Origin of the sequence: Bacteroides sp. 1001136B_160425_E2 (genome assembly GCF_015559655.1) — a bacterium.
In the GTDB taxonomy this organism is placed as follows: domain Bacteria; phylum Bacteroidota; class Bacteroidia; order Bacteroidales; family Bacteroidaceae; genus Bacteroides; species Bacteroides luhongzhouii.
Map to the genome: position 1 here is coordinate 141,133 of NZ_JADMQH010000015.1, position 25,422 is coordinate 166,554.

At 34.8% G+C, this 25,422-nt stretch carries 23 protein-coding genes; 21 read left to right on the forward strand and 2 right to left on the reverse strand.

Annotated features, from left to right (window positions below):
- Window positions 1–15: 15 nt before the first annotated feature.
- Together I2I04_RS16080 and I2I04_RS16085 are read right to left on the reverse strand one after the other, a co-directional pair.
- Entirely contained in the window at window positions 16–360 is a 345-nt protein-coding gene (locus I2I04_RS16080) for an SH3 beta-barrel fold-containing protein (protein WP_143258633.1), read from the reverse strand.
- A gap of 229 nt (window positions 361–589) precedes the next feature.
- Window positions 590–1,000 carry a DUF4119 family protein gene (locus I2I04_RS16085; protein WP_143258632.1) on the reverse strand — a complete coding sequence of 137 codons (411 nt, stop codon included), beginning with the start codon at window positions 998–1,000 and terminating at the stop codon, window positions 590–592.
- Window positions 1,001–1,130: 130 nt separating this feature from the next.
- Here I2I04_RS16085 and I2I04_RS16090 point away from each other — a divergent pair, with 130 nt between their 5' ends.
- The 21 genes from I2I04_RS16090 (at window position 1,131) to I2I04_RS16190 (ending at window position 24,981) form a co-directional block, all read left to right on the forward strand.
- Window positions 1,131–2,084: a tyrosine-type DNA invertase cluster 3b gene (locus tag I2I04_RS16090; RefSeq protein ID WP_195655430.1), complete on the forward strand. Its 954-nt coding sequence runs from the start codon at window positions 1,131–1,133 to the stop codon at window positions 2,082–2,084.
- Between the two features lie 354 nt (window positions 2,085–2,438).
- The gene (locus tag I2I04_RS16095; RefSeq protein ID WP_195655431.1) at window positions 2,439–3,005 is read left to right on the forward strand and encodes a UpxY family transcription antiterminator; all 567 of its coding nucleotides are present in this window, start codon (window positions 2,439–2,441) and stop codon (window positions 3,003–3,005) included.
- A 72-nt stretch (window positions 3,006–3,077) separates the two neighbouring features.
- Window positions 3,078–3,965, forward strand: coding sequence for a glucose-1-phosphate thymidylyltransferase RfbA (rfbA, locus tag I2I04_RS16100; protein ID WP_195655432.1), 888 nt, complete (start codon window positions 3,078–3,080; stop codon window positions 3,963–3,965).
- Window positions 3,966–4,013: 48 nt separating this feature from the next.
- On the forward strand, window positions 4,014–4,583 hold the full coding sequence (gene rfbC, locus I2I04_RS16105) for a dTDP-4-dehydrorhamnose 3,5-epimerase (RefSeq protein ID WP_195471937.1): 570 nt from the start codon (window positions 4,014–4,016) through the stop codon (window positions 4,581–4,583).
- Between the two features lie 5 nt (window positions 4,584–4,588).
- On the forward strand, window positions 4,589–5,455 hold the full coding sequence (gene rfbD / locus I2I04_RS16110) for a dTDP-4-dehydrorhamnose reductase (protein ID WP_195655433.1): 867 nt from the start codon (window positions 4,589–4,591) through the stop codon (window positions 5,453–5,455).
- Window positions 5,456–5,462: 7 nt separating this feature from the next.
- Window positions 5,463–6,536, forward strand: a complete 1,074-nt coding sequence (gene rfbB, locus I2I04_RS16115; RefSeq protein WP_195655434.1) for a dTDP-glucose 4,6-dehydratase — start codon at window positions 5,463–5,465, stop codon at window positions 6,534–6,536.
- A 78-nt stretch (window positions 6,537–6,614) separates the two neighbouring features.
- On the forward strand, window positions 6,615–8,165 hold the full coding sequence (locus I2I04_RS16120; RefSeq protein ID WP_195655435.1) for an oligosaccharide flippase family protein: 1,551 nt from the start codon (window positions 6,615–6,617) through the stop codon (window positions 8,163–8,165).
- A complete protein-coding gene (locus tag I2I04_RS16125; RefSeq protein WP_004303675.1) occupies window positions 8,149–9,117 on the forward strand; it encodes a Coenzyme F420 hydrogenase/dehydrogenase, beta subunit C-terminal domain in 969 nt (322 codons plus the stop codon). The genes I2I04_RS16120 and I2I04_RS16125 overlap by 17 nt, the downstream gene beginning before the upstream one ends.
- Window positions 9,118–9,124: 7 nt before the next feature.
- Window positions 9,125–10,261 carry a polysaccharide pyruvyl transferase family protein gene (locus I2I04_RS16130; protein WP_195655436.1) on the forward strand — a complete coding sequence of 379 codons (1,137 nt, stop codon included), beginning with the start codon at window positions 9,125–9,127 and terminating at the stop codon, window positions 10,259–10,261.
- 28 nt (window positions 10,262–10,289) lie between these two features.
- Entirely contained in the window at window positions 10,290–11,588 is a 1,299-nt protein-coding gene (locus I2I04_RS16135; protein WP_195655437.1) for a hypothetical protein, read from the forward strand.
- Window positions 11,589–11,669: 81 nt separating this feature from the next.
- Window positions 11,670–12,773 carry a glycoside hydrolase family 99-like domain-containing protein gene (locus tag I2I04_RS16140; RefSeq protein WP_195655438.1) on the forward strand — a complete coding sequence of 368 codons (1,104 nt, stop codon included), beginning with the start codon at window positions 11,670–11,672 and terminating at the stop codon, window positions 12,771–12,773.
- A gap of 94 nt (window positions 12,774–12,867) precedes the next feature.
- On the forward strand, window positions 12,868–13,965 hold the full coding sequence (locus I2I04_RS16145; protein ID WP_195655439.1) for a glycosyltransferase: 1,098 nt from the start codon (window positions 12,868–12,870) through the stop codon (window positions 13,963–13,965).
- Window positions 13,952–14,497: a serine O-acetyltransferase gene (locus tag I2I04_RS16150; RefSeq protein ID WP_015531046.1), complete on the forward strand. Its 546-nt coding sequence runs from the start codon at window positions 13,952–13,954 to the stop codon at window positions 14,495–14,497. The genes I2I04_RS16145 and I2I04_RS16150 overlap by 14 nt, the downstream gene beginning before the upstream one ends.
- Before the next feature lie 11 nt (window positions 14,498–14,508).
- Entirely contained in the window at window positions 14,509–15,636 is a 1,128-nt protein-coding gene (locus tag I2I04_RS16155; protein ID WP_195655440.1) for a glycosyltransferase family 4 protein, read from the forward strand.
- 204 nt (window positions 15,637–15,840) lie between these two features.
- Window positions 15,841–16,875, forward strand: a complete 1,035-nt coding sequence (locus I2I04_RS16160) for an NAD-dependent epimerase (protein ID WP_195655441.1) — start codon at window positions 15,841–15,843, stop codon at window positions 16,873–16,875.
- 25 nt (window positions 16,876–16,900) lie between these two features.
- Entirely contained in the window at window positions 16,901–18,214 is a 1,314-nt protein-coding gene (locus tag I2I04_RS16165; protein WP_195655442.1) for a UDP-glucose dehydrogenase family protein, read from the forward strand.
- Window positions 18,215–18,320: 106 nt separating this feature from the next.
- Window positions 18,321–19,058, forward strand: a complete 738-nt coding sequence (locus tag I2I04_RS16170) for a WecB/TagA/CpsF family glycosyltransferase (protein ID WP_004314913.1) — start codon at window positions 18,321–18,323, stop codon at window positions 19,056–19,058.
- A 13-nt stretch (window positions 19,059–19,071) separates the two neighbouring features.
- Window positions 19,072–20,157 (forward strand): GDP-mannose 4,6-dehydratase, encoded by a 1,086-nt coding sequence (gene gmd / locus I2I04_RS16175; RefSeq protein ID WP_004314914.1) that lies wholly within the window; start codon window positions 19,072–19,074, stop codon window positions 20,155–20,157.
- 125 nt (window positions 20,158–20,282) lie between these two features.
- Entirely contained in the window at window positions 20,283–21,689 is a 1,407-nt protein-coding gene (locus I2I04_RS16180) for an undecaprenyl-phosphate glucose phosphotransferase (protein WP_004314915.1), read from the forward strand.
- Between the two features lie 44 nt (window positions 21,690–21,733).
- Complete coding sequence (locus I2I04_RS16185; protein WP_008016699.1) at window positions 21,734–22,537, forward strand: polysaccharide biosynthesis/export family protein; 804 nt, start codon at window positions 21,734–21,736, stop codon at window positions 22,535–22,537.
- Window positions 22,538–22,548: 11 nt separating this feature from the next.
- Window positions 22,549–24,981, forward strand: a complete 2,433-nt coding sequence (locus I2I04_RS16190) for a GumC family protein (protein WP_195655443.1) — start codon at window positions 22,549–22,551, stop codon at window positions 24,979–24,981.
- Window positions 24,982–25,422: the final 441 nt, after the last annotated feature.

Below are 25,422 nucleotides of genomic sequence, written 5' to 3' on the forward strand. Positions count from 1 at the left end.
ATTTTTCATTATAAATTATACAATCGCTTTCCACTCCATCAGGTTTCCGATCATGAATCTTCTCCATCCTTTTTGTTCTTCACTCCAATAGACAATAGACTCTTGTTTTGCTGTGATATTGAATTCTCTATGAAAGAATTTTTCATATCCTACCAGTGTTCCCCTTTCCAGGCAGAACGTACCATCCTGTTTGTGAAAAGCTATCATTGCATTTCCATACAACATGCGTTCTATTAGTTTAATGCACTCTTGTACAATTCTCTCCGCACATTTATCCGAAATCCCCTTTTCGGCAGTAATACGTTTTTTCCATACCAATTTGCAAGCTTCCAACTTGCCTTTCTTGATTTTTTGTCTCATTTTCTTTTGTTTTTTGATTGAAAAATTAAGTTTTTATTTAAACGTAAATATCCCCTGTCGGATAGTGACGGTATGCTGTTGTCATAGCGTTACTATCCTTTCATTATAGTGACGCTATGACAACAGCATACCGTCACTATTTTTTGAGAGAAATTCTTGTTGCTTTCCGACCGGTTGAAAACGGCGGCGAAGGTAAGCCATATATTTCAACTGTCCCATTATTTTTTTCTTAGTACTTGCTTTTAAGCTTTTCAGCCTGTTCTCTTTTTTCCTTTTTCTCTTTCATATATTCTTCTTCGACAGACTTTTTCAACGCTGCCAATTCAGCATGTATACTGCTAAGTTCCATCAACTTATATCCGCCATGCTTGTGAATGTATAATACTTTTTGGTCATAGATATATTGGGCTAGATTTATCAGCTTTTTTTTCTTAGGATGGTGGAAATATCCATCGATAAAGATTCTCAAATGCATGGTGAGATAAAGACGGATATCTCCACTGATTGCTATTCTGTTTTCCAGCTCTTCTTCACTGATGATTTCTTCCTTTGAATGCCTTTCAGGGGCTTTTTCCATTGTTTGAACATTTCTTTTTGCTTTGTCGCTTTTACTGCCTTTTTTAGATTTTTTACTGCTCATAATTAGTTAATTTTTGCAATATTAATGAATGTTAATTAGGGAATAATATCTGGAAAGTGAAATTGAACCTGCAAAAAGATTTGTTCTTTTGTCGCTCGCCAAATAGTATATATATATAAAATAACTAGTGATGCAAATGATGAATAAAAATGGATTTAGTCGATGTGGGGAGAACTACATCAATCGTTTACGAAAGGAGGGGCGCTATTCTACGGCTCATGTCTATAAGAATGCCCTTTATTCCTTCAGTAAGTTTTGTGGTACGTTGAATATGTCGTTCAGACAGGTCACCAAAGAACGTTTACGACGTTATGGCCAGTATCTTTATGAGTGTGGTTTGAAGCCTAATACGATTTCTACGTATATGCGTATGCTTCGTAGTATTTACAATCGGGGAGTAGAAGCGGGGAGTGCTCCTTATGTTCCCCGATTATTTCATGATGTCTATACAGGTGTGGATGTCCGACAGAAGAAAGCTTTGCCTGCCGGTGAGTTGCACAAACTTTTGTATGAAGATCCTAAATCGGAGCGTTTACGTCGTACCCAAACAATTGCCGCCTTAATGTTCCAGTTTTGTGGAATGTCATTCGTTGATTTAGCGCATTTGGAAAAATCAGCTTTAGATCAGAGTGTATTACGTTATAATCGAATCAAAACGAAAACTCCTATGAGCGTCGAAATATTGGACACCGCCAAGGGAATGATTAATCAGCTCCGGAGTAATAAGGAACCCATTCCCGATTGTCCTGACTATCTGTTTGATATACTTTGCAGTAACAAGAAACGGAGGGATGAAAGGGCATACCGTGAATATCAGTCTGCTCTTCGGAGATTTAATAATCATTTGAAAGATTTGGCGAGAGCTCTGCGGTTGAATTCTCCCGTCTCTTCTTACACGCTCCGCCATTCTTGGGCAACGACAGCTAAGTATCGTGGAGTTCCAATTGAAATGATTAGTGAATCATTGGGACATAAATCTATAAAAACCACGCAAATCTATTTGAAGGGGTTTGAGCTAAGAGAACGCACAGAGGTAAATAAAGGGAATTTATCTTACATTAGGAACTTTCGTTTAGGTAGATAATAAACGATAAAGTATTAGAAATCAAGGGCGAAATGTGTCTGTTACTTCTTAGGTAACGGATAATTATTCGGTGCAAAGATATGCAAAAATACAAATAGTAAACAAGTAAAATCTTCTTTTTTTTCTGATTTGTTGAAATATGTAACAAAAATATATCAGGACATGATGATTCTGTTTGATCATGCCTGACATTCCTGTACTCTGTTTCCAAAGATGCTTTTCCCTTCGCGTAGGTTAGAAAAACATCTTTGTAGGCAGTTCCTGTCCATGTTTTTCTGCTTTCATCTGTTTTTCTGTGAATGAGTACCTTATCCGTTACCTAAGAAGTAACGGAAACATAAGGGGTAAAAAAGTATGATTCTAACGAAAGAAACTTTAAGTGCTGGGCCTAAAATTGGGACAGGGGAAGGCGTAGCACACTCTAAACGCTGGTATGTCGCTCTGGTTCGTATGCATCATGAGAAGAAAGTAGCCGAGCGTTTAGACAAAATGGGGATTGAAAATTTTGTACCAGTCCAGCAAGAAGTACATCAATGGAGTGACCGCCGAAAAGTGGTTGAATCTGTATTGCTTCCTATGATGGTTTTTGTGCATGCTGATCCTAAAGAACGTAAAGAGGTTCTTTCCTTTTCTACAGTTAGTCGGTATATGGTAATGCGCGGTGAGAGCAGTCCGACTATTATTCCTGATGAACAAATGGCCCGTTTCCGTTTTATGCTCGACTATTCCGAAGAGGCAATCTGTATGAATAGTGCTCCTTTGGCACGTGGTGAAAGAGTACGTGTTGTCAAAGGGCCTTTGACAGGGCTTGTAGGAGAACTTGTCATGATAGATGGCAGAAGTAAGATTGCTGTCCGATTGAATATGCTGGGGTGTGCTTGTGCGGATATGCCGGTTGGGTATGTGGAGCCGTTTAAATAAACACAGAATAAAAGCTACTTTGTGTCTATCTCAAAACAACTTACTTATTTTCTAAAATTGAAATAAGTTTTTATGAAAGGAATAGTTTTAGCTGGTGGTTCAGGCACTCGTTTGTATCCTATTACCAAAGGAGTGAGTAAGCAGTTGCTTCCTGTCTTTGACAAGCCTATGATTTATTATCCGATTTCAGTCCTTATGTTGGCTGGAATCCGTGAGATCCTGATTATTTCCACTCCTTATGATCTTCCGGGCTTCGAGCGTCTCTTAGGTGATGGCTCCGACTACGGAGTGCGGTTTGAATATGCCGAACAACCTTCTCCGGATGGTCTGGCACAAGCCTTTATTATCGGTGAAGACTTTATCGGGAATGATTCCGTCTGCCTAGTATTAGGTGATAATATTTTCTATGGTCAAAGTTTTACCCGTATGTTACAGGAAGCTGTTCGTACAGTCGAGGAGGAGCAGAAAGCAACCGTATTCGGTTATTGGGTTGCTGATCCCGAACGTTATGGAGTTGCTGATTTTGATAAGGATGGAAATGTTTTGAGTATTGAAGAAAAACCAGAAAATCCAAAATCCAACTATGCTGTAGTGGGACTCTATTTCTACCCCAATAAAGTGGTGGATGTAGCTAAACATATAAAGCCTTCCCCCCGTGGGGAATTAGAAATAACGACTGTCAATCAGAATTTTCTTGATAACCAACAATTAAAAGTTCAACTATTAGGTCGTGGTTTTGCCTGGCTTGATACTGGTACACACGATTCTCTTTCCGAAGCCAGCACTTTTATTGAAGTGATTGAAAAACGTCAAGGATTGAAAGTGGCCTGCCTTGAAGGTATTGCCTTGCGTCATGGCTGGATAACAACTGATAAAATGCGTGAACTGGCCAAGCCCATGTTAAAGAACCAATATGGCCAGTACCTTTTAAAAGTAATAAATGAACTGGGACTGGAATAATACCACATCTTTTCCGGCAATTTAAATAAATAACAAATACTAATTACAGTGGAAATAATCAAAACTGCTATAGAAGGCGTTGTTATCATTGAACCCCGCCTTTTTAAAGATGACCGTGGTTACTTTTTCGAATCCTTCTCTCAACGTGAATTTGCAGAAAAAGTCCGTAAAGTAGATTTTGTCCAGGATAATGAAAGCAAATCCAGCTATGGTGTTTTACGTGGTCTTCATTTTCAGAAGCCACCATATGCCCAGAGTAAGTTGGTACGTGTCATTAAAGGTTCTGTCCTTGATGTGGCTGTTGATATTCGTAAAGGCTCACCAACATTTGGAGCGCATGTGTCAGTGGAGTTGACTGAAGAAAACCACCGCCAGTTCTTTATTCCCCGTGGATTTGCCCATGGTTTTGTTGTTCTGACGGAAGAGGTTATCTTTCAGTATAAATGTGACAACTTCTATGCTCCCCAATGCGAAGGTGCCTTAGCTTGGGATGATCCCGCATTGAAAATCGACTGGAAGATTCCTACCGATAAAATAATTCTTTCCGAGAAAGACAAACATCACGAATGTCTGGAAGAAGCCAGCTGGCTATTTGATTATAACGAAAATCTGTATTAAGTTTAATGAATATTCTAGTGACAGGAGCTAACGGTCAGCTTGGTAATGAGATGCGCCGTGTGTCATCAACCAGCTCCAACCAATATATTTTTACCGATGTGGCAGAACTGGATATAACCAGTCGTGATTCTATCCGTAGAATGGTCAATGACAACCATATTCATGTCATCGTTAATTGTGCTGCCTATACCAACGTAGACAAGGCAGAAGATGATTTCGCGACAGCTGATTTATTGAATCATAAGGCAGTGGAGAATCTGGCTGTTGTAGCTAAAGAAACTGATGCTACCTTAGTGCATGTCTCTACTGATTATGTTTTTCAGGGGGACAGAAATGTCCCTTATCGGGAAGATTGGGAAACTAATCCTTTGGGTGTATATGGTAAAACGAAGCTGGCCGGTGAGCATAGCATACAGGAAACCGGCTGTCATTATCTTATCTTTCGTACCGCTTGGCTTTATTCCCCTTATGGGAAGAATTTCGTAAAAACGATGCGACAGCTCACATCTGATAAAGATACCCTGAAAGTAGTCTTTGATCAGGTTGGTACTCCCACTTATGCCGGAGACTTGGCATCTGTTATCTATCAAGTGATTGAGGAGAATCAACTCTATAAAGAGGGTATCTACCATTTCAGTAATGAAGGCGTATGTTCATGGTATGACTTTGCGAGGGAAATCTGTGACTTGAGTGGTAATGTGTGTAATATTCAACCTTGTCACAGCGATGAATTTCCCAGTAAGGTAAAGCGTCCTCATTTTTCTGTACTTGATAAAACAAAGGTGAAATTTACTTTTGGAATCACTGTTCCTTATTGGAAAGACTCTCTGCAGAAATGTATACATGAATTGAAACAACAATTAGATTATTAAAATAGACATGAATTTTGCACGAAATATACTGATTACAGGTGGAGCAGGCTTCATTGGATCGCACGTTGTACGTTTGTTCGTCAATAAATATCCTGAATATCATATAATCAATCTGGATAAACTGACTTATGCCGGTAATCTAGCCAACCTGAAAGATGTCGAAGATCAGCCTAATTATACCTTTGTAAAGGCCGACATCTGTGACTTTGAGAAAATGCTAGAAATCTTCAAGCAGTATCATATTGATGGAGTTATTCATCTGGCTGCTGAAAGTCATGTAGATCGTAGTATAAAAGATCCGTTTACATTTGCTCAAACGAATGTGATGGGGACTCTCTCTCTGCTCCAAGCTGCAAAACTGACTTGGGAGATACTTCCTGAATGTTATGAAGATAAGCGTTTTTATCATATTTCCACAGATGAGGTTTATGGTGCTTTGGAATTCGATGGTACATTCTTTACGGAGGAGACTAAATACCAGCCCCATAGTCCTTATTCAGCTAGCAAGGCAGGTAGTGATCATTTTGTGAGGGCTTTTCATGATACTTATGGTATGCCTACCATTGTAACAAACTGCTCCAATAATTATGGTCCTTATCAATTTCCGGAGAAATTGATCCCATTATTTATAAATAATATCCGTCAGGGCAAACCCTTGCCGGTGTATGGTAAGGGGGAAAATGTAAGAGACTGGTTATATGTTGTTGACCATGCTAGGGCGATAGATTTGATTTTTCATAACGGAAACACGGCTGATACCTATAATATTGGTGGTTTTAATGAATGGACGAATATTGATCTTATAAAAGTTATCATAAAGACTGTTGATCGTTTGTTAGGTAATTCCGAGGGTACTTCAGATCATTTGATTACTTATGTAACAGATCGTAAAGGACATGATTTACGTTATGCAATCGATTCGAATAAATTGAAGAATGAATTAGGTTGGGAGCCAAGTTTGCAGTTTGAAGAAGGGATAGAGAAAACTGTTAGATGGTATTTGGATAATCAGAACTGGATGGATAATGTGACAACTGGTGATTATCAAAAAGATAATGACAGAGATGATAAATCTCTTTAATAAGAGCATTTTTATATTGGTAAAATGAATTATTAAAGTTTTCTATAAACATTAATAATTAACGGGTAAATTTCTATTTTGACTGAAAATATTACACAAAATAATTCTAAACGTATAGCGAAGAATACATTACTTCTTTATATTCGGACATTTATTACAATGGCCATAAGTTTGTATACTTCACGTGTGATTTTAGAAGTTTTAGGTATAAATGATTTTGGAATTTATAATGTTGTAGGTGGATTTGTTGGAATGTTTGCTTTAATTAGTGCTACATTAACATCGTCTACACAACGCTTCATTACATATGAATTAGGAAAAAAAGATGAAAATCATAGTCAGGAGATTTTCTCAACAGCTGTATTAATACATATAATTATAGCACTTGTAATAATCGTACTTGCAGAGAGCGTAGGTGTATATTTTTTGAATAATCAAATGAATATCCCTATATCAAGATTAACGGCTGCTAACTGGGTGTTTCAGTTTTCATTAATAACATTTGTTGTTAATATTATTAGCATCCCATATAATTCAACTATAATTGCACATGAACGGATGGCTGCTTTTGCTTATATCACTTTAATAGAGTCTATCCTGAAATTACTCATCGTTTATCTATTGATATTATCCACTTTTGATAAGTTGATAATATATGGAGCTTTAATGTTGCTGGTTTCTTTAGCTATTCGTATGGTTTATGGGGTATATTGTTCGAAAAATTTTATTGAATGTAAATTCAAATTAGTAAAAGAACGTTTTTATTATAAACAAATTTTAGGATTCTCTGGCTGGAATATAATTGGGTCCTCATCGGTCGTTTTGACTAACTATGGAATTAATATTCTTTTAAATATATTCTTTGGTGTAGCAGTTAATGCGGCTAGAGGAATTACGACACAAGTTGATAATGCTTTAAATCAGTTTGTAAGCAATTTTGTTGTGGCACTTAATCCGCAAATAACAAAATCTTATGCATCTGGAAATAGAGAATATATGATGACACTTGTGATGACTGGTTCGCGTTATTCTTTTTATCTTTTGTTGATTATGGTAATACCCATTCTTTTCGAAACAGAATATATCCTTGCATGTTGGCTGAAAAATACACCAAAATATACAGTTATTTTTGTACAGTTATCTATGATATATATGTTATGTCAATCTCTCTCAAATACTTTATTTACTGCAATGTTAGCCACTGGCAACATACGGAATTACCAAATAATTGTGGGAGGATTAGCTTTGATGGCATTTCCGCTTTCATATGGTCTTTTTAAAATGGGATTTGAGCCAGCATATTGTTATTATGCAACTATTTTTATTTCTATTCTTTGCCTTGTTGTTCGTTTAATAATGCTACATAGGATTATAGGATTGTCTATACGAATATTTTTTAAGGATGTTATAGTAAGGGTTATATTGGTTTCTATGTTTTCATTGATATCTCCATATATTATAATTAGTTTCATGACGCAAGGATTAGAACGTTTTATAATACTTTCCTTAGTGTCATTGGTAGTTACATGTATCTTTATATTTTTCAGTGGAATTTCTAAGGATGAACGCACGTTTTTTATAACATATATCAAGAATAAATTTAATAAGAGATATGAGAGAAAATTCTAATATAAATAAAGCATTAGCTTATTATATCGGATATTCAACAGATGACCTGATTCGTTATAAAGCATCTTCGGGCGGTATAGGAACATCTATCATTAAATATCTCCTTTCAACGTCTGAATATGATACCTCTATGACTTTTGTTTATGATAAAGAAAAGTGCGGCTATATTCCAAAATTGATATATGACTTTAATGAAATAAATATCTGTGGTAGTGTTTATCAAGATATCGATATATTCTCTTTTTTAAAGGAGAATATATCGAGTATTAAAAATGGTATTATAGTGACTTGTATGCCTTGTCAAGTTCAAGGAATACGGTCCGTGTTGGATAGGAATAATATTAATAATTTTATTATATCATTCTGTTGTTCAGGACAAACTACTCTTGAGGGAACATGGCTTTGTTATCGGTATATGGGTATTGATAAAAGTCAGGTGATTAATATGCAATATAGGGGAAATGGGTGGCCAAGTGGGATACAAATAGAATTGTTTGATGGTAAAAAAATATATAAAAATAATTATACTAATCCTTGGAGATTAATGCATCAGTCAAAATTATTCCGTCCCAAACGTTGCCTCATGTGCAAAGAAGATATTAGCTATAAGGCGGATGTATCATTAGCAGATCCTTGGTTGGGAAAATATAAAATTAGTGACAAAATAGGTCATACAATGTTTTTAATCAATACAGAGAAGGGATTAGCTTTTATTGAAGAAATGAAAAATAAGTCGTTATTGCGGCTAATAGATTCTTCTGTGGAAGACTATATAGAAGCTCAAGGACATACTATAATGGCCAAAGATAAAGCATCGCTAGAAAAAAAGTTTAATAATATATTATCAAAAATGGGGAATAATATATTATATAAGAAAATCATGACATTATCTCCATTCATGCTTAGATTTCATATGCTTATAATTCGAATTGTTTATAAAATTGTTAAATAAAAATACAATGAAACCATATATTATCATTTCAGGACTTAATTTTAGAGATAATAATAGAGGAACAGCAGCTTTAAGCTATGGCTCACTTTCTTTTTTGAATGAGAGAGAATTGTTATCAAAGGAGACGAAAATTCTAAATTTTCGTTTTGTGAAAAATCTTTTTAAATCAAAAAATAGGGGAACTAATATTCAAAAGATTGATATAGCAGGTGTGAAATGGGAATGTTTAACGGTTAATGTTTTTTTTGTAGAAGCTTTGTTGTTTAAATATTTGCATGTTTGTTTACCTTTTACTAATTTAGGACGAATGATAAAGCAAGTCGAGTACGTTGCTGCAATTAATGGAGGAGATGGCTTTTCAGATATTTATAATACTACCTCTTTTCTCAATCGGTTGCCTGATATCAATTTAGCAATGAAATTTAATATTCCTGTTATTATTCTTCCTCAAACATTAGGACCATTTAGAGAGAGCAAGAATAAAGTTATAGCTGACCGTATACTTTGTTACGCTAGTCAAATTTTTGTTCGTGATAATAAATATGCTTCTGATTTGGAGGCAATGGGATTGAAGTATGAACAAACGAGGGATTTGTCATACTATATGAAACCGGAACCTTTTAACATTGAAATTAAGGCTAATGCAATAGGTATTAATATAAGTGGATTGGCTTATAGCAATAAATTTAGAACTCTTTCAGGGCAATTCTCTACGTATCCATATCTCATAAATAAACTTATTGTTGATTTCCAACAGAAGAATATTGCGATTTATTTAATACCTCATTCATATAATTATCAGAAAGTAGAAGTTGCAAATGACGATTTGGAAGCTGCACGTGATGTCTATTCTAAATTGCATGATAAGAGCAATATTATACTTATTGATCAAGATTTGATTTCGCCCCAAATAAAGTTTATTATATCTCAAATGAAGTTTTTTATTGGCACACGTATGCATGCTAATTTTGCAGCTATGTATACAGGAGTACCATTGTTTGGGTTAGCATATAGTTATAAATTTCAAGGAGCATTTGAAGCAAATGGCATTTATGATAGTACAGCCATGATAAATGATATCAGTGAAAAGGAAGCAGATGCTATAGTAGAGAGAATAGTTACAAAATATAAAAGCTTGGACTAATTTTAGCCTATATTACAATATCCGCTCTATGGCATTTATTCAATCTTGGTTAACCATTATCATTCTTGTGGCTTTTTTCGTAAAGTTGCGAATAGGCCTGGTTTTGTATCTCGTTTACTTTTTTTGGGTTCCATATTTTAATATAAATTTTTTAGGGATTTCTCTGAGCTGGAATTTTGCGAATATTTTACTTCTTATTGCTTTTGTCATAGATTATTATAAACATCACGGTAAAGTTAGGTTGGATTTACGTCCATTCTATCCATTTATTTTTTTCTATGCTATGATGCTTATTATAATGCCTTTTCAGGAGTTTGTTCCAACAGATATTGCATTGAATTCATGGCGTGCAAATATGATGACTAATTTAGTATTACCAATAGTTATGTGGAATGTGTCTAGATATGATCCTAAAATCATTAGATATAGTAGAAACTGTATGATTATTGTAATTATTGTCATCGTTATATATGGAATTTTTTTGTTGACCTTGAATGGATTAAATCCATATGTCTATTTTATGGCACAGATTAATAATGCAGAATTGCGTGAGGCTCAATTTGGTGAGCAAATGGCTCGGCTTATTATCAAAATATCATCGGTGTTCACTCACCCTATGATTTTCGGTCTATTTTTAGGCTTAGCAATGGTATATCTTTATTCTTTGAAAGATAAAATAAAACCATTATTTGTATATTTATTGATGTTTTTTATTGTTGTTTGTATTTTTGTTTGTGGCATTCGTACTCCGATAGGTGCCATGTTTCTGACTGTTTTCTTTTATCTATTAATGTTACGTCGAATTAAACCGATGATATATGTCGCTGTTATAGGATTTATTGGTTATATTATTATTGAAAATATACCAGAATTATCAGCAACGATAGATTCAATTTTTATTAAAGATAGTCGCCAAACGAATGTGGAAGGTTCTTCTATTGATATGCGTATGGAGCAACTGAATGGTTGCTTCAGGGAAATACAGGATTGTTTAATTTTTGGAAAGGGATATGAATGGTGTGGTTATTACATGTCCATTCATGATCTTCACCCTGTTTTATTAGCTTTCGAGTCTCTTATTTTCGTTGTACTTTGTAATAGTGGTATAGTAGGCTTGTGTGTGTGGGTCATTACATTTGTTTGGTTATTTAGGGGTGTATATAGAATGAATAAGAATGTTAATGTAACATTGTTTGTGATTACATTAGCTGTTTATTACATTGCTTATTCGGCTATTACAGGAGAATATGGTTATATGAAATATTTTATTATTTTCTATACGCTATTATTAATGGAGTCGAAAATATTTATAGGTAGAAAACATTGATTTGAGTAAGCTATTTGGTTTATTAGAAATATATATGTACTACTATTTTACTGTATTTTATTAAGTGTTAATATATAAGATATGATTACAAAGGCAAGAGTCATTGCATTTTACCTTCCTCAATTTCATCCAATTAAGGAAAATGACGAATGGTGGGGAAAGGGTTTTACGGAGTGGACAAATGTAGGAAAAGCTAAACCCTTGTTTAAAGGACATTATCAGCCACGAGTTCCTGCGGATTTAGGCTACTATGATTTAAGGATGCCTGAGGTTAGAGAAGCGCAAGCGGATATGGCACGTGAGGCGGGTATAGAAGGGTTTATGTATTGGCATTATTGGTTTGGTAATGGTAAGCAGATACTTGAACGTCCTTTTAATGAAGTTTTATCGTCAGGAAAACCTGATTTCCCATTTTGTTTGGGATGGGCTAATCATAGTTGGACGCGTAGGACGTGGAATAGTGATGCCCAAAAATATAAGAATTTAGATTTGATGATACAAGAATATCCTGGTGATGAGGATATTGTACAGCATTTTGATAATGTATTACCTGCGTTTAAGGATAAAAGATATATCGCTGTGGATGGAAAACCTATGTTTTTGATATACGATCCCGAAGCTTTACCTGATGCAAAACACTTTATTAATATATGGCAGAATTTAGCAAAAAAAAATGGACTGTCAGGAATACATTTTGTCGGGCTCCAAAATGCAGCTGTTAATAGGTATCAAAAGATCTTTGATTTAGGTTTTGACGCATTAGCTCCTTCAAATTTGTGGCATGCGGAGGAACAATGTAAGGGACGTTGGAGTAAGTTACTTCAGCATAAGTTACGTCAAGTTTTTCCTAATTATACCCCTCTTGATAAATATAAATATAGTGATATTATTTCTAATTTTTATACATCTTATGATTATCGGGAAGATGTATATCCATCAATTATTCCTAATTGGGATAGGTCACCACGAGGAGGGCGTCGTGCAGTAATTTATACTGATTCTACTCCTGCTCTTTTTGAAGAACATATAAAAACAGCATTAGAGATAATTTCAAAGAAACAGGACGAACATAAAATTCTATTTTTGAGATCTTGGAATGAATGGGCAGAGGGAAATTATGTAGAACCAGATTTGAAGTTTGGACATGGGTATTTGGATGCTTTAAAAGAGTCTATTGGAGTGTGATACTTTTTGTACAAACGGAATTTAATAGAATAACGATGTTATTGACGTATAACTTCCTTTTGTTTAATCTATTGATAACTTGTGATATAATAATATGAAAATATTGGAACTGCATTATTCTACTGCAGCTGCTGGAGCTGAAAGGTTAGTAATAGACCTATCTAATGAATTATCTAGAAATAATGAATTAGTCTTATGTACTACAGATGATGACTCAATTTTGGAAAACTCATATTATAAGAATGAGATTAGTTCTAGAATAAAATATATAAATCTAAAGTGTAAGAGTGGATTAGGGGTAAAATCAATTTGGCGTATCTTGAAAATTATAAAAGAAGAAAAGCCTGATATAGTACATTCTCATGCAAATCTGATTACATTATTTTTACCCGCAATATTATTGCCTGGTATAAGATATTTTCATACTATACATAATCTTGCTGAGAGATGTCTAATCAATAAAAATCTAAAATTCATATATAAATGGTTTTATAAAAAGAAAGTGCAGCCGGTGACTATCTCGCAGTTGTGTCTTGATTCATATAAGAAACTATACAATATGGATAACGCTATAAACATAGTGAATGGGCGATCAAGACTCCAGCGAACAACTGATTATGATAAAGTGACTATTGAGTTGAATGAGCTAAAGATACATGATGACGATAAGATATTCGTACATGTAGCTCGGTGTGCTAAAGCAAAGAATCAGAAGTTGTTGGTAGATACATTCAATCGTTTCTTAAATGAGGGATATCATGGTGTTTTGATATTAATTGGTACAGCGTATGATTCGGAAGAAAATATACATATTCTCAATAATGCGCAAAAAGGAATATATTGGCTAGGTGCAAAAAATAATGTTGGTGATTATCTGTTACAGGCTGATTTTTTTGTGTTATCATCTTTATTTGAGGGACTCCCAATTTCATTATTGGAAGCGATCTCTTGTGGTGTTATACCAATATGTACACCAGCAGGTGGAATACCTGATGTAATCAATAGTGAATCTAATGGATATGTTTCTAAAAGTTTTGATGCAGATGACTTTTATTATACTTTGAAAAGAGCATTTGATGATGAAAAGTATTTTAATAGAATTCATTTAGAAGAATATTTTGAGAATAATTTCTCCATGCGTCATTGTGCAGAAGGTTATTTTAATGCATTTAGTCACAATGATACAAAGTAGGTTAGAACTTAAACGTTATCTTGAAGAAGATAAAAAACGTAATCCTTTATGTTATCCGTTTCTACAAAAAATAACATATAGTGAGAATTATATAATTCATCGATATCTAAGATTACTACGTTATTACGAATATTATTTAAACAATAGGCATTGGTATAATTTTTTGCAATATAGCTATTATTTTATCATGTATAGAAGGTATGTAGTAAAAACGAATATCTGCATATTCCCAAATACTTTGGGAGCAGGATTACAAATAATGCATCCTGGATTTAGGCGTGTTGATATAATGGTTAGGGGAGGAGATAATTGTACTTTATTGCCTCTAGTTTTATTTGGTAAAAAAAGGCCAGGTGAAAAAGGTACAATTATTATGGGAGATAATTGTTATGTAGGAACTGGTGCGACAATACTTGGTCCGGTTAGAATTGGTAGTAATGTAACTATTGCTGCAGGAGCTGTGGTGATTGATGACATTCCTGATAATTGTATTGTGGGTGGGGTTCCTGCTAAAATTATTAAGTATAAATAGTGTAGTACTAAGTGAAAAATCGTATTTATTTTTTTGCAAATTTTGGGGATTGGAGTAAAATTCCATTCGGAGGCGGGGAAGTAGGTAATAGAAGAACTCTTGCTCTATTGAAAAAACTCAATTATGATATTGTTCTAATCCCTAAATATATAAGGGTTAATGATCATTCATTAATTAATTCTATTGAGTTGTTATTTAAAATAATCTCAAATATTTTTTTGTTTGCAAAGACTTTAATAAATGGACAAAGAAAGGGGGCTATAGTTCATATTGCTGGCTTTTATGGTATAATGATATATTTTGAATATTTATTAATCGCCATAGCTAAAGTACTTCATTATAAAGTCATTTATGAAATGAGAGGTGGAGGTGCTAATCAATATTATGAAGAAGGACATTTTCTATATAAATTCTTTTTTAAAAGAGCTATAAGGAGAAGTGACGAAATATTTTCTCAAGGGAAAGAAAATTTTTCTCTAATAAAGAAAATAGATACCAATAAGAGAATCTTCTATTACCCTAATTATGTTCAAGGTGATTTTTACCCTCAGCAGTATCCTCAAAAGCCGAAAGATAAAATTAATTTGATATATTTTGGACGATTATCTAAAACGAAGAATACCGATATCGTTATTAATACTTTTATTCTGTTGGCGAAAGAGTATAATAATGTTTATTTAGAAATTATTGGAAATAGCGAAAGTCAATTCTATACAGATTATATTAAAAATAAAATTAAAGAAAGTAACTTAGAGTCTCGTATAAATATTTTACCTGCTTGTAATCATAAAGAATTGAAAAAACATTTAGTAGATAAAAGTTTTTATATTTTTCCGTCAAAAGAACCACGAGAAGGCCATTCTAATGCTTTAACTGAAGCTATGGCGTGGGGATTGATTCCTATAACGACTTCACAAGGATTTAATAGAAGTGTTATAGAAAATGATTCTCTTATTGTTGAGAAATTAGATGTGAAATGCTTCGTAAATAAAATAAAGTACATTATAGATAATGATTTGATAGAACAGTTTTCATATAATTCTTATAATCGAGTTTTATCAAATTATACGGATGAAATTGTATTGGAGAAACTAAAAGAAGAGTATGATTTCCTATTTAATGTAAAGTTTACAAGTTAATTGAAATAATTGTCAGGTATTATAAATCCTATATACTTATTGGTGAAATATTTAGTAGAGAGATTATTCTCCTGTACTGAATACTGACATACTTGCTGTCATTACAGACGAGCGACAGCCTTTTATGTGTAAATATAGATTTGCATGTTACTCTGAAATGAAAGCAAGAATGATAGAGTTGATAGATTAAACAATTTGTGATTTATGAAAATTTTAGTAACAGGTGCTGCAGGCTTTATTGGGTCTAAATTAATGGGTGTATTGGCATCTAGAGGCGATGAGGTAGTGGGGATTGATAGTATAAACAACTATTATGACGTCCGATTGAAATATGGTCGATTATCGGAAATGGGTATCATATTGAATGATGAATTTGTATGGAATCAACCGATACAAAGCTTTAGGTATGAAACTTGTAGATTTATACGGATGTCTATTGATGACCGGCATGCCATGGAAGAACTTTTTGAAAGGGAACATTTTGAAAAGGTTGTAAACTTAGCTGCGCAAGCTGGAGTGAGATATTCTATTACAAATCCATATGCTTATTTACAAAGTAATTTGGCTGGTTTCTTGAATGTATTGGAATGTTGTCGTCATTATGAGGTGAAACATTTGGTGTTTGCATCTTCTAGTTCCGTATATGGTCTAAATTCGAAAGTACCGTATTCTGAGGAAGACAAAGTGGATACTCCAGTTAGTTTGTATGCTGCAACTAAAAAAAGTAATGAATTGATGGCACATAGTTATAGTAAACTGTATGGTCTTGCTGTGACTGGACTTCGTTTCTTTACTGTTTATGGTCCATGGGGACGTCCTGATATGGCTCCTATGTTATTTGCTAGAGCTATTTCAAATGGAGAACAGATAAAGGTTTTCAATAATGGAGATATGATTCGTGATTTTACATATATTGATGATATTGTTGAAGGTACAATACGGACACTGGATCATGTTCCGGTAACACAGAAAAGCTCGAATGGAGTAGCATATAAAATATACAATATAGGATGTTCACATCCAGTAAAATTGATGGATTTTATCCATGAAATAGAATCTGCCATGGGCCATGAAGCTGAAAAAATATTCTTACCCATGCAGCCTGGAGATGTGTATCAGACTAATGCTGATACCTCCATGTTGAAAAAGGAAATTGGCTATGAACCAATGGTTACATTACACGATGGGGTTGCAAAATTCATACAATGGTATAAGTCAGAGAAAAATCCTTTAAAATAATCATTGTTATCTAAAATTTTTAATTATGAATATAGCAGTTGTAGGAACTGGATATGTTGGCTTAGTAAGTGGAACTTGCTTCGCTGAAATGGGGGTAAATGTAACGTGTGTCGATGTTAACAAAGAGAAAATCAAAAGCCTGTTAGATGGTCAAATTCCAATCTATGAACCTGGGTTAGATGAAATGGTATTACGTAATCACAGGGAAGGTAGACTAAACTTTACAACAGATTTAAAAACTTGTTTGGATAATGTAGACATCGTTTTTAGTGCTGTGGGAACACCTCCGGATGAAGATGGAAGTGCAGACTTAACTTATGTTCTGGAAGTAGCACGTACTGTAGGGCGTAATATAAACAAATATGTATTGCTTGTCACCAAATCCACCGTACCTGTAGGTACAGCTCAAAAGGTAAAAAAGGCTATTCACGAAGAGTTAGAGAAAAGAGGAGTTGATATTGAGTTTGATGTAGCTTCAAATCCGGAATTTCTGAAGGAAGGTGCTGCTATTCAGGATTTCATGAGACCAGATCGTGTGGTAGTGGGAATAGAGTCCGAAAAGGCGAAGGAGCTTATGAGTCGTTTGTATCGTCCTGTTATGCTGAATAATTTCCGAGTAATCTTTACGGATATACCTTCTGCAGAAATGATAAAGTATGCAGCAAATAGTATGTTAGCTACACGTATTTCATTTATGAATGATATAGCGAACTTGTGTGAATTAGTAGGGGCAGATGTGAACATGGTGCGAAAAGGTATTGGAGCGGATACACGTATTGGTAGTAAATTTTTATATCCTGGGTGTGGATATGGAGGTAGTTGTTTCCCTAAAGATGTGAAAGCTCTAGTTAAGACTGCTGAAAATAGAGGCTATGAAATGAGAGTGTTGAAAGCTGTAGAAGAAGTAAATGAAAATCAAAAACATATTGTGTTTAATAAACTTTGTAAGCATTACAATGGTGAACTTCATGGGAAAGTTATTGCAATTTGGGGATTAGCATTTAAACCAGAAACTGATGATATGCGTGAAGCAACAGCGTTAATCACTATTAATCAGCTAATTAAAGCTGGTTGTAAAGTTCAGGTATTTGACCCTGTAGCAATGGATGAATGTAAACGCCGTGTCGGTGAAGGAGTTACTTATGCGAAAGATATGTATGATGCAGTATTAAATGCAGATGCTTTATTGTTGTTAACGGAATGGAAACAATTTCGTTTGCCAAGTTGGGGTGTTTTGAAGCGCACAATGAATAGTCCTGTAATCATTGATGGACGTAATATATATGACCCGGTAGAAATGATGGAAAAAGGGGTTACTTATTATTGTATAGGAAGATAATACTTTTCATTTTAATTCCACTTTAAACTGAGGCGAACATCATCTTTTATACTTAATAGCACATTTCGAAAGTCCTCAGACTCAGATAATTTCTTATTTAATATATATGAAACTTTGTCTTAAAACAATTATTCTTCTGAAGAATCAGAAGGATTTATCGTCATTACCCGAAGGCAAGTTGCTGATTAATACGATTAATGCTCATTCATATAACACTGCCTTGAAAGATCCGCTTTTTCAGGAAGCATTATTAAAAGGAGGAGCATTGATTCCGGATGGTATCAGTATGGTGCTTGCTTTTAAATTTCTACGGGGTGAAAAAATAGAACGTACAGCCGGATGGGATTTGTTTCAATATGAAATGAATAAATTAAATCAGAAAGGGGGAGTATGCTTCTTTTTGGGAAGTAGTAAGAAAACATTGTCTTTGGTGTGTGAAAAAGTGAAGACTGTCTATCCCAATATTCAAGTTAAGACTTATTCTCCTCCTTACAAATCGAGTTTTACAGAGGAAGAAAATCGAGAAATGATTAATGCAGTAAATATGGCTAATCCTGATCTGCTTTGGATTGGTATGACTGCACCCAAGCAAGAAAAATGGGCTTATGAGCATTTGAATGAACTTAATGTTCATTGTCACATAGGTACAATTGGAGCTGTATTCGATTTTTTTGCAGGAACTGTACAGCGGGCTCCTCAATGGTGGCAGAAAAACGGATTAGAATGGGCATATCGTTTATTGAAAGAACCGAAAAGAATGTGGCGTAGGTATATTATAGGAAATGTTTTATTCTTGTGGAATATTTTAAAAGAGAAAAATGGAATGATTATGGATCATAATTAATAGAGAATATTTTATGAAAAAAATAGCATTAATTTCAGGTATTACAGGACAAGATGGTTCATTTCTGGCAGAATTTTTAATAGAAAAAGGTTATGAGGTCCACGGTATTCTTCGCCGTTCTTCATCATTCAATACAAGTCGTATCGAACATCTTTATTTAGACGAATGGGTACGTGATATGAAAAAAGACCGTTTGGTAAATCTCCATTATGGTGATATGACAGATAGTAGTTCTTTAATTCGTATTATTCAGCAAGTCCAACCAGATGAGATCTATAACTTGGCAGCTCAAAGTCATGTAAAAGTATCTTTTGATGTTCCCGAATATACAGCTGATGCTGATGCTATTGGTACACTTCGTATGTTGGAAGCGGTTCGTATTTTGGGTATGGAAAAGAAGACTAAAATTTACCAGGCTTCGACTTCTGAATTATTTGGTATGGTTCAGGAAGTTCCTCAAAAGGAAACAACACCTTTTTATCCCCGTTCTCCATATGGAGTGGCTAAGCAGTATGGTTTTTGGATTACCAAGAATTATCGTGAAAGTTATGGAATGTTTGCGGTAAATGGAATCCTGTTCAATCACGAAAGTGAGCGGAGAGGTGAAACTTTTGTAACTCGTAAAATTACGTTGGCGGCTGCACGTATTGCTCAAGGTTTACAAGACAAACTTTATTTGGGTAACCTTGATTCTCTTCGTGACTGGGGATATGCTAAAGATTATGTAGAATGTATGTGGTTGATTCTCCAACATGATGCACCTGAAGATTTTGTAATTGCTACAGGAGAGTATCATACAGTACGTGAATTTACTACGTTAGCATTTAAAGAAACAGGTGTTAATCTTTGTTGGGAAGGCAAGGGGGTAAATGAGAAGGGGATTGATGGGGCCACTGGGAAAGTTTTGGTGGAAGTAGATCCTAAATATTTTCGCCCTGCAGAAGTTGAACAATTATTGGGTGACCCTACAAAAGCAAGAACTTTACTTGGTTGGAATCCTCGGAAGACATCTTTTGAAGAACTTATAAAAATAATGGTTTCTCATGATTTGAAATTTGTAAAGAGACTCTACATGCAAGAGTCGATGAATAGAGAATAATATTGCTGTCATATTAGATAAGAATTTTGAATAGTATATGGTAGAGTATTCTGGTACGGTATTTTTTCACTGTCGTGCACATAGGTGGTATTATGACTAATTTATATCAATCATAACTAATACATATGCAGGAAGTCCAACGTTTTAACAAAGTCCTAAAATCTTGTGTCCTTTTGGGGGATCTTATTTTGCTGAACCTGCTTTTATGGGGATTCGAACAGTTTTTGGGTAACCGCTTTTGGTGCGAGAATTGTGGTTCCATCCTTCAAGGTATGGCTTTGATAACTTTATGTTATCTACTTTGTAATATGCACTCCGGAGTCATTCTTCATCGTTCGGTAGTCCGTCCTGAACAAATCATGGTCCGTGTTTTACGTAACATGGTTCCTTTTGTATTGCTTTCAGTCTGTATTTTATTACTTTTTCATTTTGAGTTTTCTCATTCCCGGCTTTTTGGTTTGTTTTATATTGTTTTGATATTAGTAATAGTAAGCTATCGTTTGGCTTTTCGTTACTTCTTGGAACTTTATCGTAAGCAAGGAGGGAATGTTCGTAAAGTGATATTGATTGGTAGTCATGAAAACATGCAGGAGCTTTATCACGCAATGACAGATGATCCCACTTCGGGGTATCGTGTTCTTGGATATTTTGAGGATTTTCCTTCAGACCGTTACCCAAGTGATGTCTCATATTTAGGGCATCCTCAAGAGGTAAACAATTTTCTGAAGCAGAATGTCGGCCGAGTAGACCAGCTCTATTGTAGCCTTCCTTCTGCTCGTAGTGCTGAAATTGTTCCCATTATTAATTATTGTGAGAACCATTTAGTTCGTTTTTTTAGTGTTCCGAATGTACGCAATTATTTGAAACGTCGGATGCATTTTGAAATGTTGGGAAATGTTCCTGTTTTATCTATTCGTCGTGAACCTTTAGAGTTACTTGAGAACCGTATAGTAAAACGTACTTTTGATATAGTGTGTTCTACATTATTTTTATGTACGATTTTCCCATTTATTTATATTATTGTTGGAGTCGCTATAAAGATGAGTTCTCCGGGACCTATCTTTTTTAAACAGAAGCGTAGCGGTGAAGATGGAAAGGAGTTCTGGTGTTATAAATTCCGTTCAATGAGAGTGAATGCTCAATGTGATACTCTTCAGGCTACAGAGCATGATCCACGTAAAACAAGGATAGGGGAGATTATAAGAAAGACTAGCATTGATGAACTACCACAATTTATTAATGTGTTTAAAGGTGATATGTCTATTGTTGGTCCACGTCCCCATATGCTAAAACATACTCAAGAGTACTCTTTACTAATAAATAAGTTTATGGTTCGTCATTTTGTTAAACCAGGTATAACGGGGTGGGCACAGGTGACTGGTTATCGTGGTGAGACAAAAGAGCTTTGGCAGATGGAAGGTCGTGTGATGCGTGATATCTGGTATATTGAGCATTGGACATTTTTATTAGATCTCTATATTATGTACAAGACAGTGTATAATGCGATTCATGGAGAAAAGGAGGCGTATTAATAAAGGTTTGGTGATTAGTTGTAATAAAATAAATAAAATAGATTATGAGAAGACTTAATAAGAAATTTGGGTTGCTGTTGTTACCTTTTTTGTTGGTAGCTTGCCAGTCGTATAAAAAAGTTCCATATTTACAGGATGTGGAAGTTGTGGAACAAGTAACTCAACAGGAAAATTTGTATGACGCTAAAATTATGCCAAAGGATTTGTTGACAATTGTAGTGTCTTGCACCAGTCCGGAATTGGCTTTACCCTTCAATTTGACAATTGCTAGTCCCAGCGGTATAGCCTCTAGTAATTCAACCTTTACCACAGCACAACCAATGCTACAACCTTATTTGGTAGATAATGAAGGAAAAATTAATTTTCCTGTATTGGGAGAATTGAAGTTGGGAGGATTGACAAAAAAACAGGCGGAGCAGATGATTGTCGATAAATTGAAGCTATATATTACAGAAACTCCAATTGTAACAGTGCGTATGGTAAATTATAAAATATCAGTGATTGGTGAGGTGACTCGTCCGGGTACATTTACTATTTCTAATGAAAAGGTTAATTTATTAGAGGCGCTTGCTATGGCAGGTGATATGACTGTTTATGGGCTTCGTGACAATGTAAGACTCATTCGTGAAGATTCAAGCGGGAAGCAACAGATTATTACTCTAGATTTGAATAAGGCTGAAACTATTCTTTCTCCTTATTACTGGTTACAACAGAATGATATTATTTATGTGACTCCGAATAAGGCGAAAGCTCGTAATTCTGATATCGGTAATAGTACTAGTTTGTGGTTTTCTGCGACTTCTATTTTGGTATCACTTGCCAGTTTATTGTTTAATATCTTAAAGTAACGTCTTAAGAGATGAAAGAAAAAAAAGTATATAATGTGGAACAGGAAGCGAATGAAGAGAAGATTGATTTTCAGGAAATCCTGTTTAAATATTTGATTCATTGGCCTTGGTTTGTTGGAACAGTTGTTGTCTTTTTGCTAGGGGCATGGTTGTATTTGCGTATGGCTACTCCGGTATATAATATATCAGCTACAGTTCTGATAAAAGATGATAAAAAGGGGGGAGGAGCAGGTATGGCATCAGAATTGGAAAACTTAGGGTTGGACGGTTTGATCTCTTCTTCTCAAAATATCGATAATGAGATTGAAGTGCTTCGTTCTAAGACTATTGCGAAAGAAGTTGTTATAGATTTGAATTTATATATATCTTATAAAGATGAAGATGAATTTCCGGCAAAGGATATGTATAAAACTTCTCCTGTGCAAGTTAATTTGATTCCACAAGAGGCTGAATTATTGGATGATCCTATGATTGTGGAGATGGCTTTACAGCCACAAGGAAGTTTGGATATAAATGTAAAGGTGGGAGATGATGAATTCCAAAAACATTTTGATAAATTACCTGCAGTTTTCCCTACCGCAAGGGGAACATTAGCTTTTTTCATGAGTCCCGATTCTTTGATTTCTAAGGGAACTGACGATGTTGATTTGGCGAAAAAAGTTCGTAATATAACAGCGACTATAAATAATCCTTTGCGTGTAGCAAGATGGTATTGCAAAAGTATGACTATCGAGCCTACTTCGAAAACAACTTCTGTTGCAGTTATATCATTGAAGAATTCCAGCTTACGACGTGGGCAGGATTTTATTAATAAGCTTTTGGAAATGTATAATATTAATACGAATAATGATAAGAATGAAATTGCTCAAAAGACAGCAGAGTTTATTGATGAGCGTATTGGTATTATATCAAAAGAGTTAGGTAGTACTGAAGAAAGTTTGGAGACTTTTAAACGAAATGCTGGTATTACGGATTTAACGAGTGAAGCTCAAATAGCTTTGACAGGAAATGCGGAATATGAAAAGAAACGTGTAGAGAACCAAACGCAAATCAATTTGGTAGAGGATTTGCGTAGATATATGAGAGGAAATGAATATGAAGTACTTCCTGGTAATATTGGTCTGCAAGATGCTGGACTCGTAGCTCAAATTGATCGTTATAACGAAATGCTAGTAGAACGTAAACGTTTGTTGCGCACTTCTACAGAAAACAATCCTACAATTATAAATCTGGATACAAGTATTCGTGCGATGAAGATGAATGTGGATGTTACTCTTGATCGTACTTTACAGGGACTACTGATAACAAAAGCAGATTTGGATCGTGAAGCTAGTCGTTTTTCTCGCCGTATCAATGAGGCTCCGGGACAGGAACGTCAGTTTGTGAGTATTGCTCGTCAGCAAGAGATCAAGTCTGGATTATATCTGTTGCTTTTACAGAAACGTGAAGAGAATGCTATTACTTTGGCTGCTACAGCTAACAATGCTAAAATAATTGATGATGCTATTGCTGATGAAATTCCTGTATCACCTAAAGGTAAGATGATTTATTTGATTGCTTTAGTTCTAGGTGTCGGAATTCCTGTAGGTGTCATCTATTTAATCAATTTGACTAAGTTTAGGATTGAGGGACGTTCTGATGTAGAAAAACTCACTAGTATACCTATTGTCGGTGATATCCCATTGACAGATGAAAAGCAGGGGGCTATTGCTGTATTTGAGAATCAAAACAACCTGATGAGCGAAACTTTCCGTAATATTCGAACGAATCTTCAATTTATGCTTGAAAATGATAAGAAAGTGATTTTAGTTACTTCTACAGTTAGTGGTGAAGGTAAATCTTTTATTTCAGCTAATCTTGCTATCAGTCTTTCTTTATTAGGTAAAAAGGTTATTATTGTCGGTTTGGACATTCGTAAACCGGGTTTGAATAAGGTGTTTAATATTCCAAGAAAAGAAGTGGGTATAACTCAATACTTGGCCAATCCGGAAAAGAATTTGATGGATTTGGTACAGCCCTCTGATGTTAGCAAGAATTTGTATATTCTTCCTGGTGGAACAGTTCCTCCTAACCCGACCGAATTGTTAGCACGTGATGGATTGGATAAAGCAATTGAAACACTCAAGAAGAGTTTTGATTATGTAATTTTGGATACAGCTCCTGTTGGTATGGTAACTGATACATTGCTGATAGGGCGTGTGGCTGATTTATCTGTTTATGTTTGTCGTGCAGATTATACTCACAAGAATGAGTATACTTTGATCAATGAACTTGCTGAAAATAATAAATTACCTAAGTTGTGTACTGTAATTAATGGTTTGGATCTGAAGAGAAGAAAGTACGGTTATTATTACGGTTATGGCAAATATGGCAAGTATTACGGTTATGGTAAACGATATGGTTACGGTTATGGATATGGAGAACAAACTCACAATAAGGAATAGTAGATCCAACCAATATAATGGTCAATAAACTTCGATGCTGGATGCATAGATGAGATCCATTGATAACCTATATTTTAAGTTAATAATGCCATAGAGTACTTTTAATACTTTACACAAAAGTGAGATGGAATATGTAGGTCCCTAACTTTATGCTACACACATGAAGAACCCTACATTTTGTGGTCAGGAAATATACAGCGGTGTATTCCTGATCAACGCCCTCATGTCGGTGTAAATCCGATGTGATTTCTATAATATCAACTGTCTGTGAAGATCGTTGATATTTTTTTTTGTAAAACAGTGAATGGTGCGATGAATATTTTTTTTGTAGCTTTGTGAAAAATCGAATTGAAATGGAAAATTTGTAAGCATCCGATAAAGTACCCGTTTTCTCTGTCATATTTTCATAGCACCTTTGCCTGTGCAATATTGCATGAACTT

Coding starts and splice junctions, on each gene's coding strand:
- I2I04_RS16080 (WP_143258633.1), bottom strand. CDS start 360: ATGAGACAAAAAATCAAGAAAGGCAAGTTGGAAGCTTGCAAATTGGTA.
- I2I04_RS16085 (WP_143258632.1), bottom strand. CDS start 1,000: ATGAGCAGTAAAAAATCTAAAAAAGGCAGTAAAAGCGACAAAGCAAAA.
- I2I04_RS16090 (WP_195655430.1), top strand. CDS start 1,131: ATGCAAATGATGAATAAAAATGGATTTAGTCGATGTGGGGAGAACTAC.
- I2I04_RS16095 (WP_195655431.1), top strand. CDS start 2,439: ATGATTCTAACGAAAGAAACTTTAAGTGCTGGGCCTAAAATTGGGACA.
- rfbA (WP_195655432.1), top strand. CDS start 3,078: ATGAAAGGAATAGTTTTAGCTGGTGGTTCAGGCACTCGTTTGTATCCT.
- rfbD (WP_195655433.1), top strand. CDS start 4,589: ATGAATATTCTAGTGACAGGAGCTAACGGTCAGCTTGGTAATGAGATG.
- rfbB (WP_195655434.1), top strand. CDS start 5,463: ATGAATTTTGCACGAAATATACTGATTACAGGTGGAGCAGGCTTCATT.
- I2I04_RS16125 (WP_004303675.1), top strand. CDS start 8,149: ATGAGAGAAAATTCTAATATAAATAAAGCATTAGCTTATTATATCGGA.
- I2I04_RS16130 (WP_195655436.1), top strand. CDS start 9,125: ATGAAACCATATATTATCATTTCAGGACTTAATTTTAGAGATAATAAT.
- I2I04_RS16135 (WP_195655437.1), top strand. CDS start 10,290: ATGGCATTTATTCAATCTTGGTTAACCATTATCATTCTTGTGGCTTTT.
- I2I04_RS16140 (WP_195655438.1), top strand. CDS start 11,670: ATGATTACAAAGGCAAGAGTCATTGCATTTTACCTTCCTCAATTTCAT.
- I2I04_RS16145 (WP_195655439.1), top strand. CDS start 12,868: ATGAAAATATTGGAACTGCATTATTCTACTGCAGCTGCTGGAGCTGAA.
- I2I04_RS16150 (WP_015531046.1), top strand. CDS start 13,952: ATGATACAAAGTAGGTTAGAACTTAAACGTTATCTTGAAGAAGATAAA.
- I2I04_RS16160 (WP_195655441.1), top strand. CDS start 15,841: ATGAAAATTTTAGTAACAGGTGCTGCAGGCTTTATTGGGTCTAAATTA.
- I2I04_RS16165 (WP_195655442.1), top strand. CDS start 16,901: ATGAATATAGCAGTTGTAGGAACTGGATATGTTGGCTTAGTAAGTGGA.
- I2I04_RS16170 (WP_004314913.1), top strand. CDS start 18,321: ATGAAACTTTGTCTTAAAACAATTATTCTTCTGAAGAATCAGAAGGAT.
- gmd (WP_004314914.1), top strand. CDS start 19,072: ATGAAAAAAATAGCATTAATTTCAGGTATTACAGGACAAGATGGTTCA.
- I2I04_RS16180 (WP_004314915.1), top strand. CDS start 20,283: ATGCAGGAAGTCCAACGTTTTAACAAAGTCCTAAAATCTTGTGTCCTT.
- I2I04_RS16185 (WP_008016699.1), top strand. CDS start 21,734: ATGAGAAGACTTAATAAGAAATTTGGGTTGCTGTTGTTACCTTTTTTG.
- I2I04_RS16190 (WP_195655443.1), top strand. CDS start 22,549: ATGAAAGAAAAAAAAGTATATAATGTGGAACAGGAAGCGAATGAAGAG.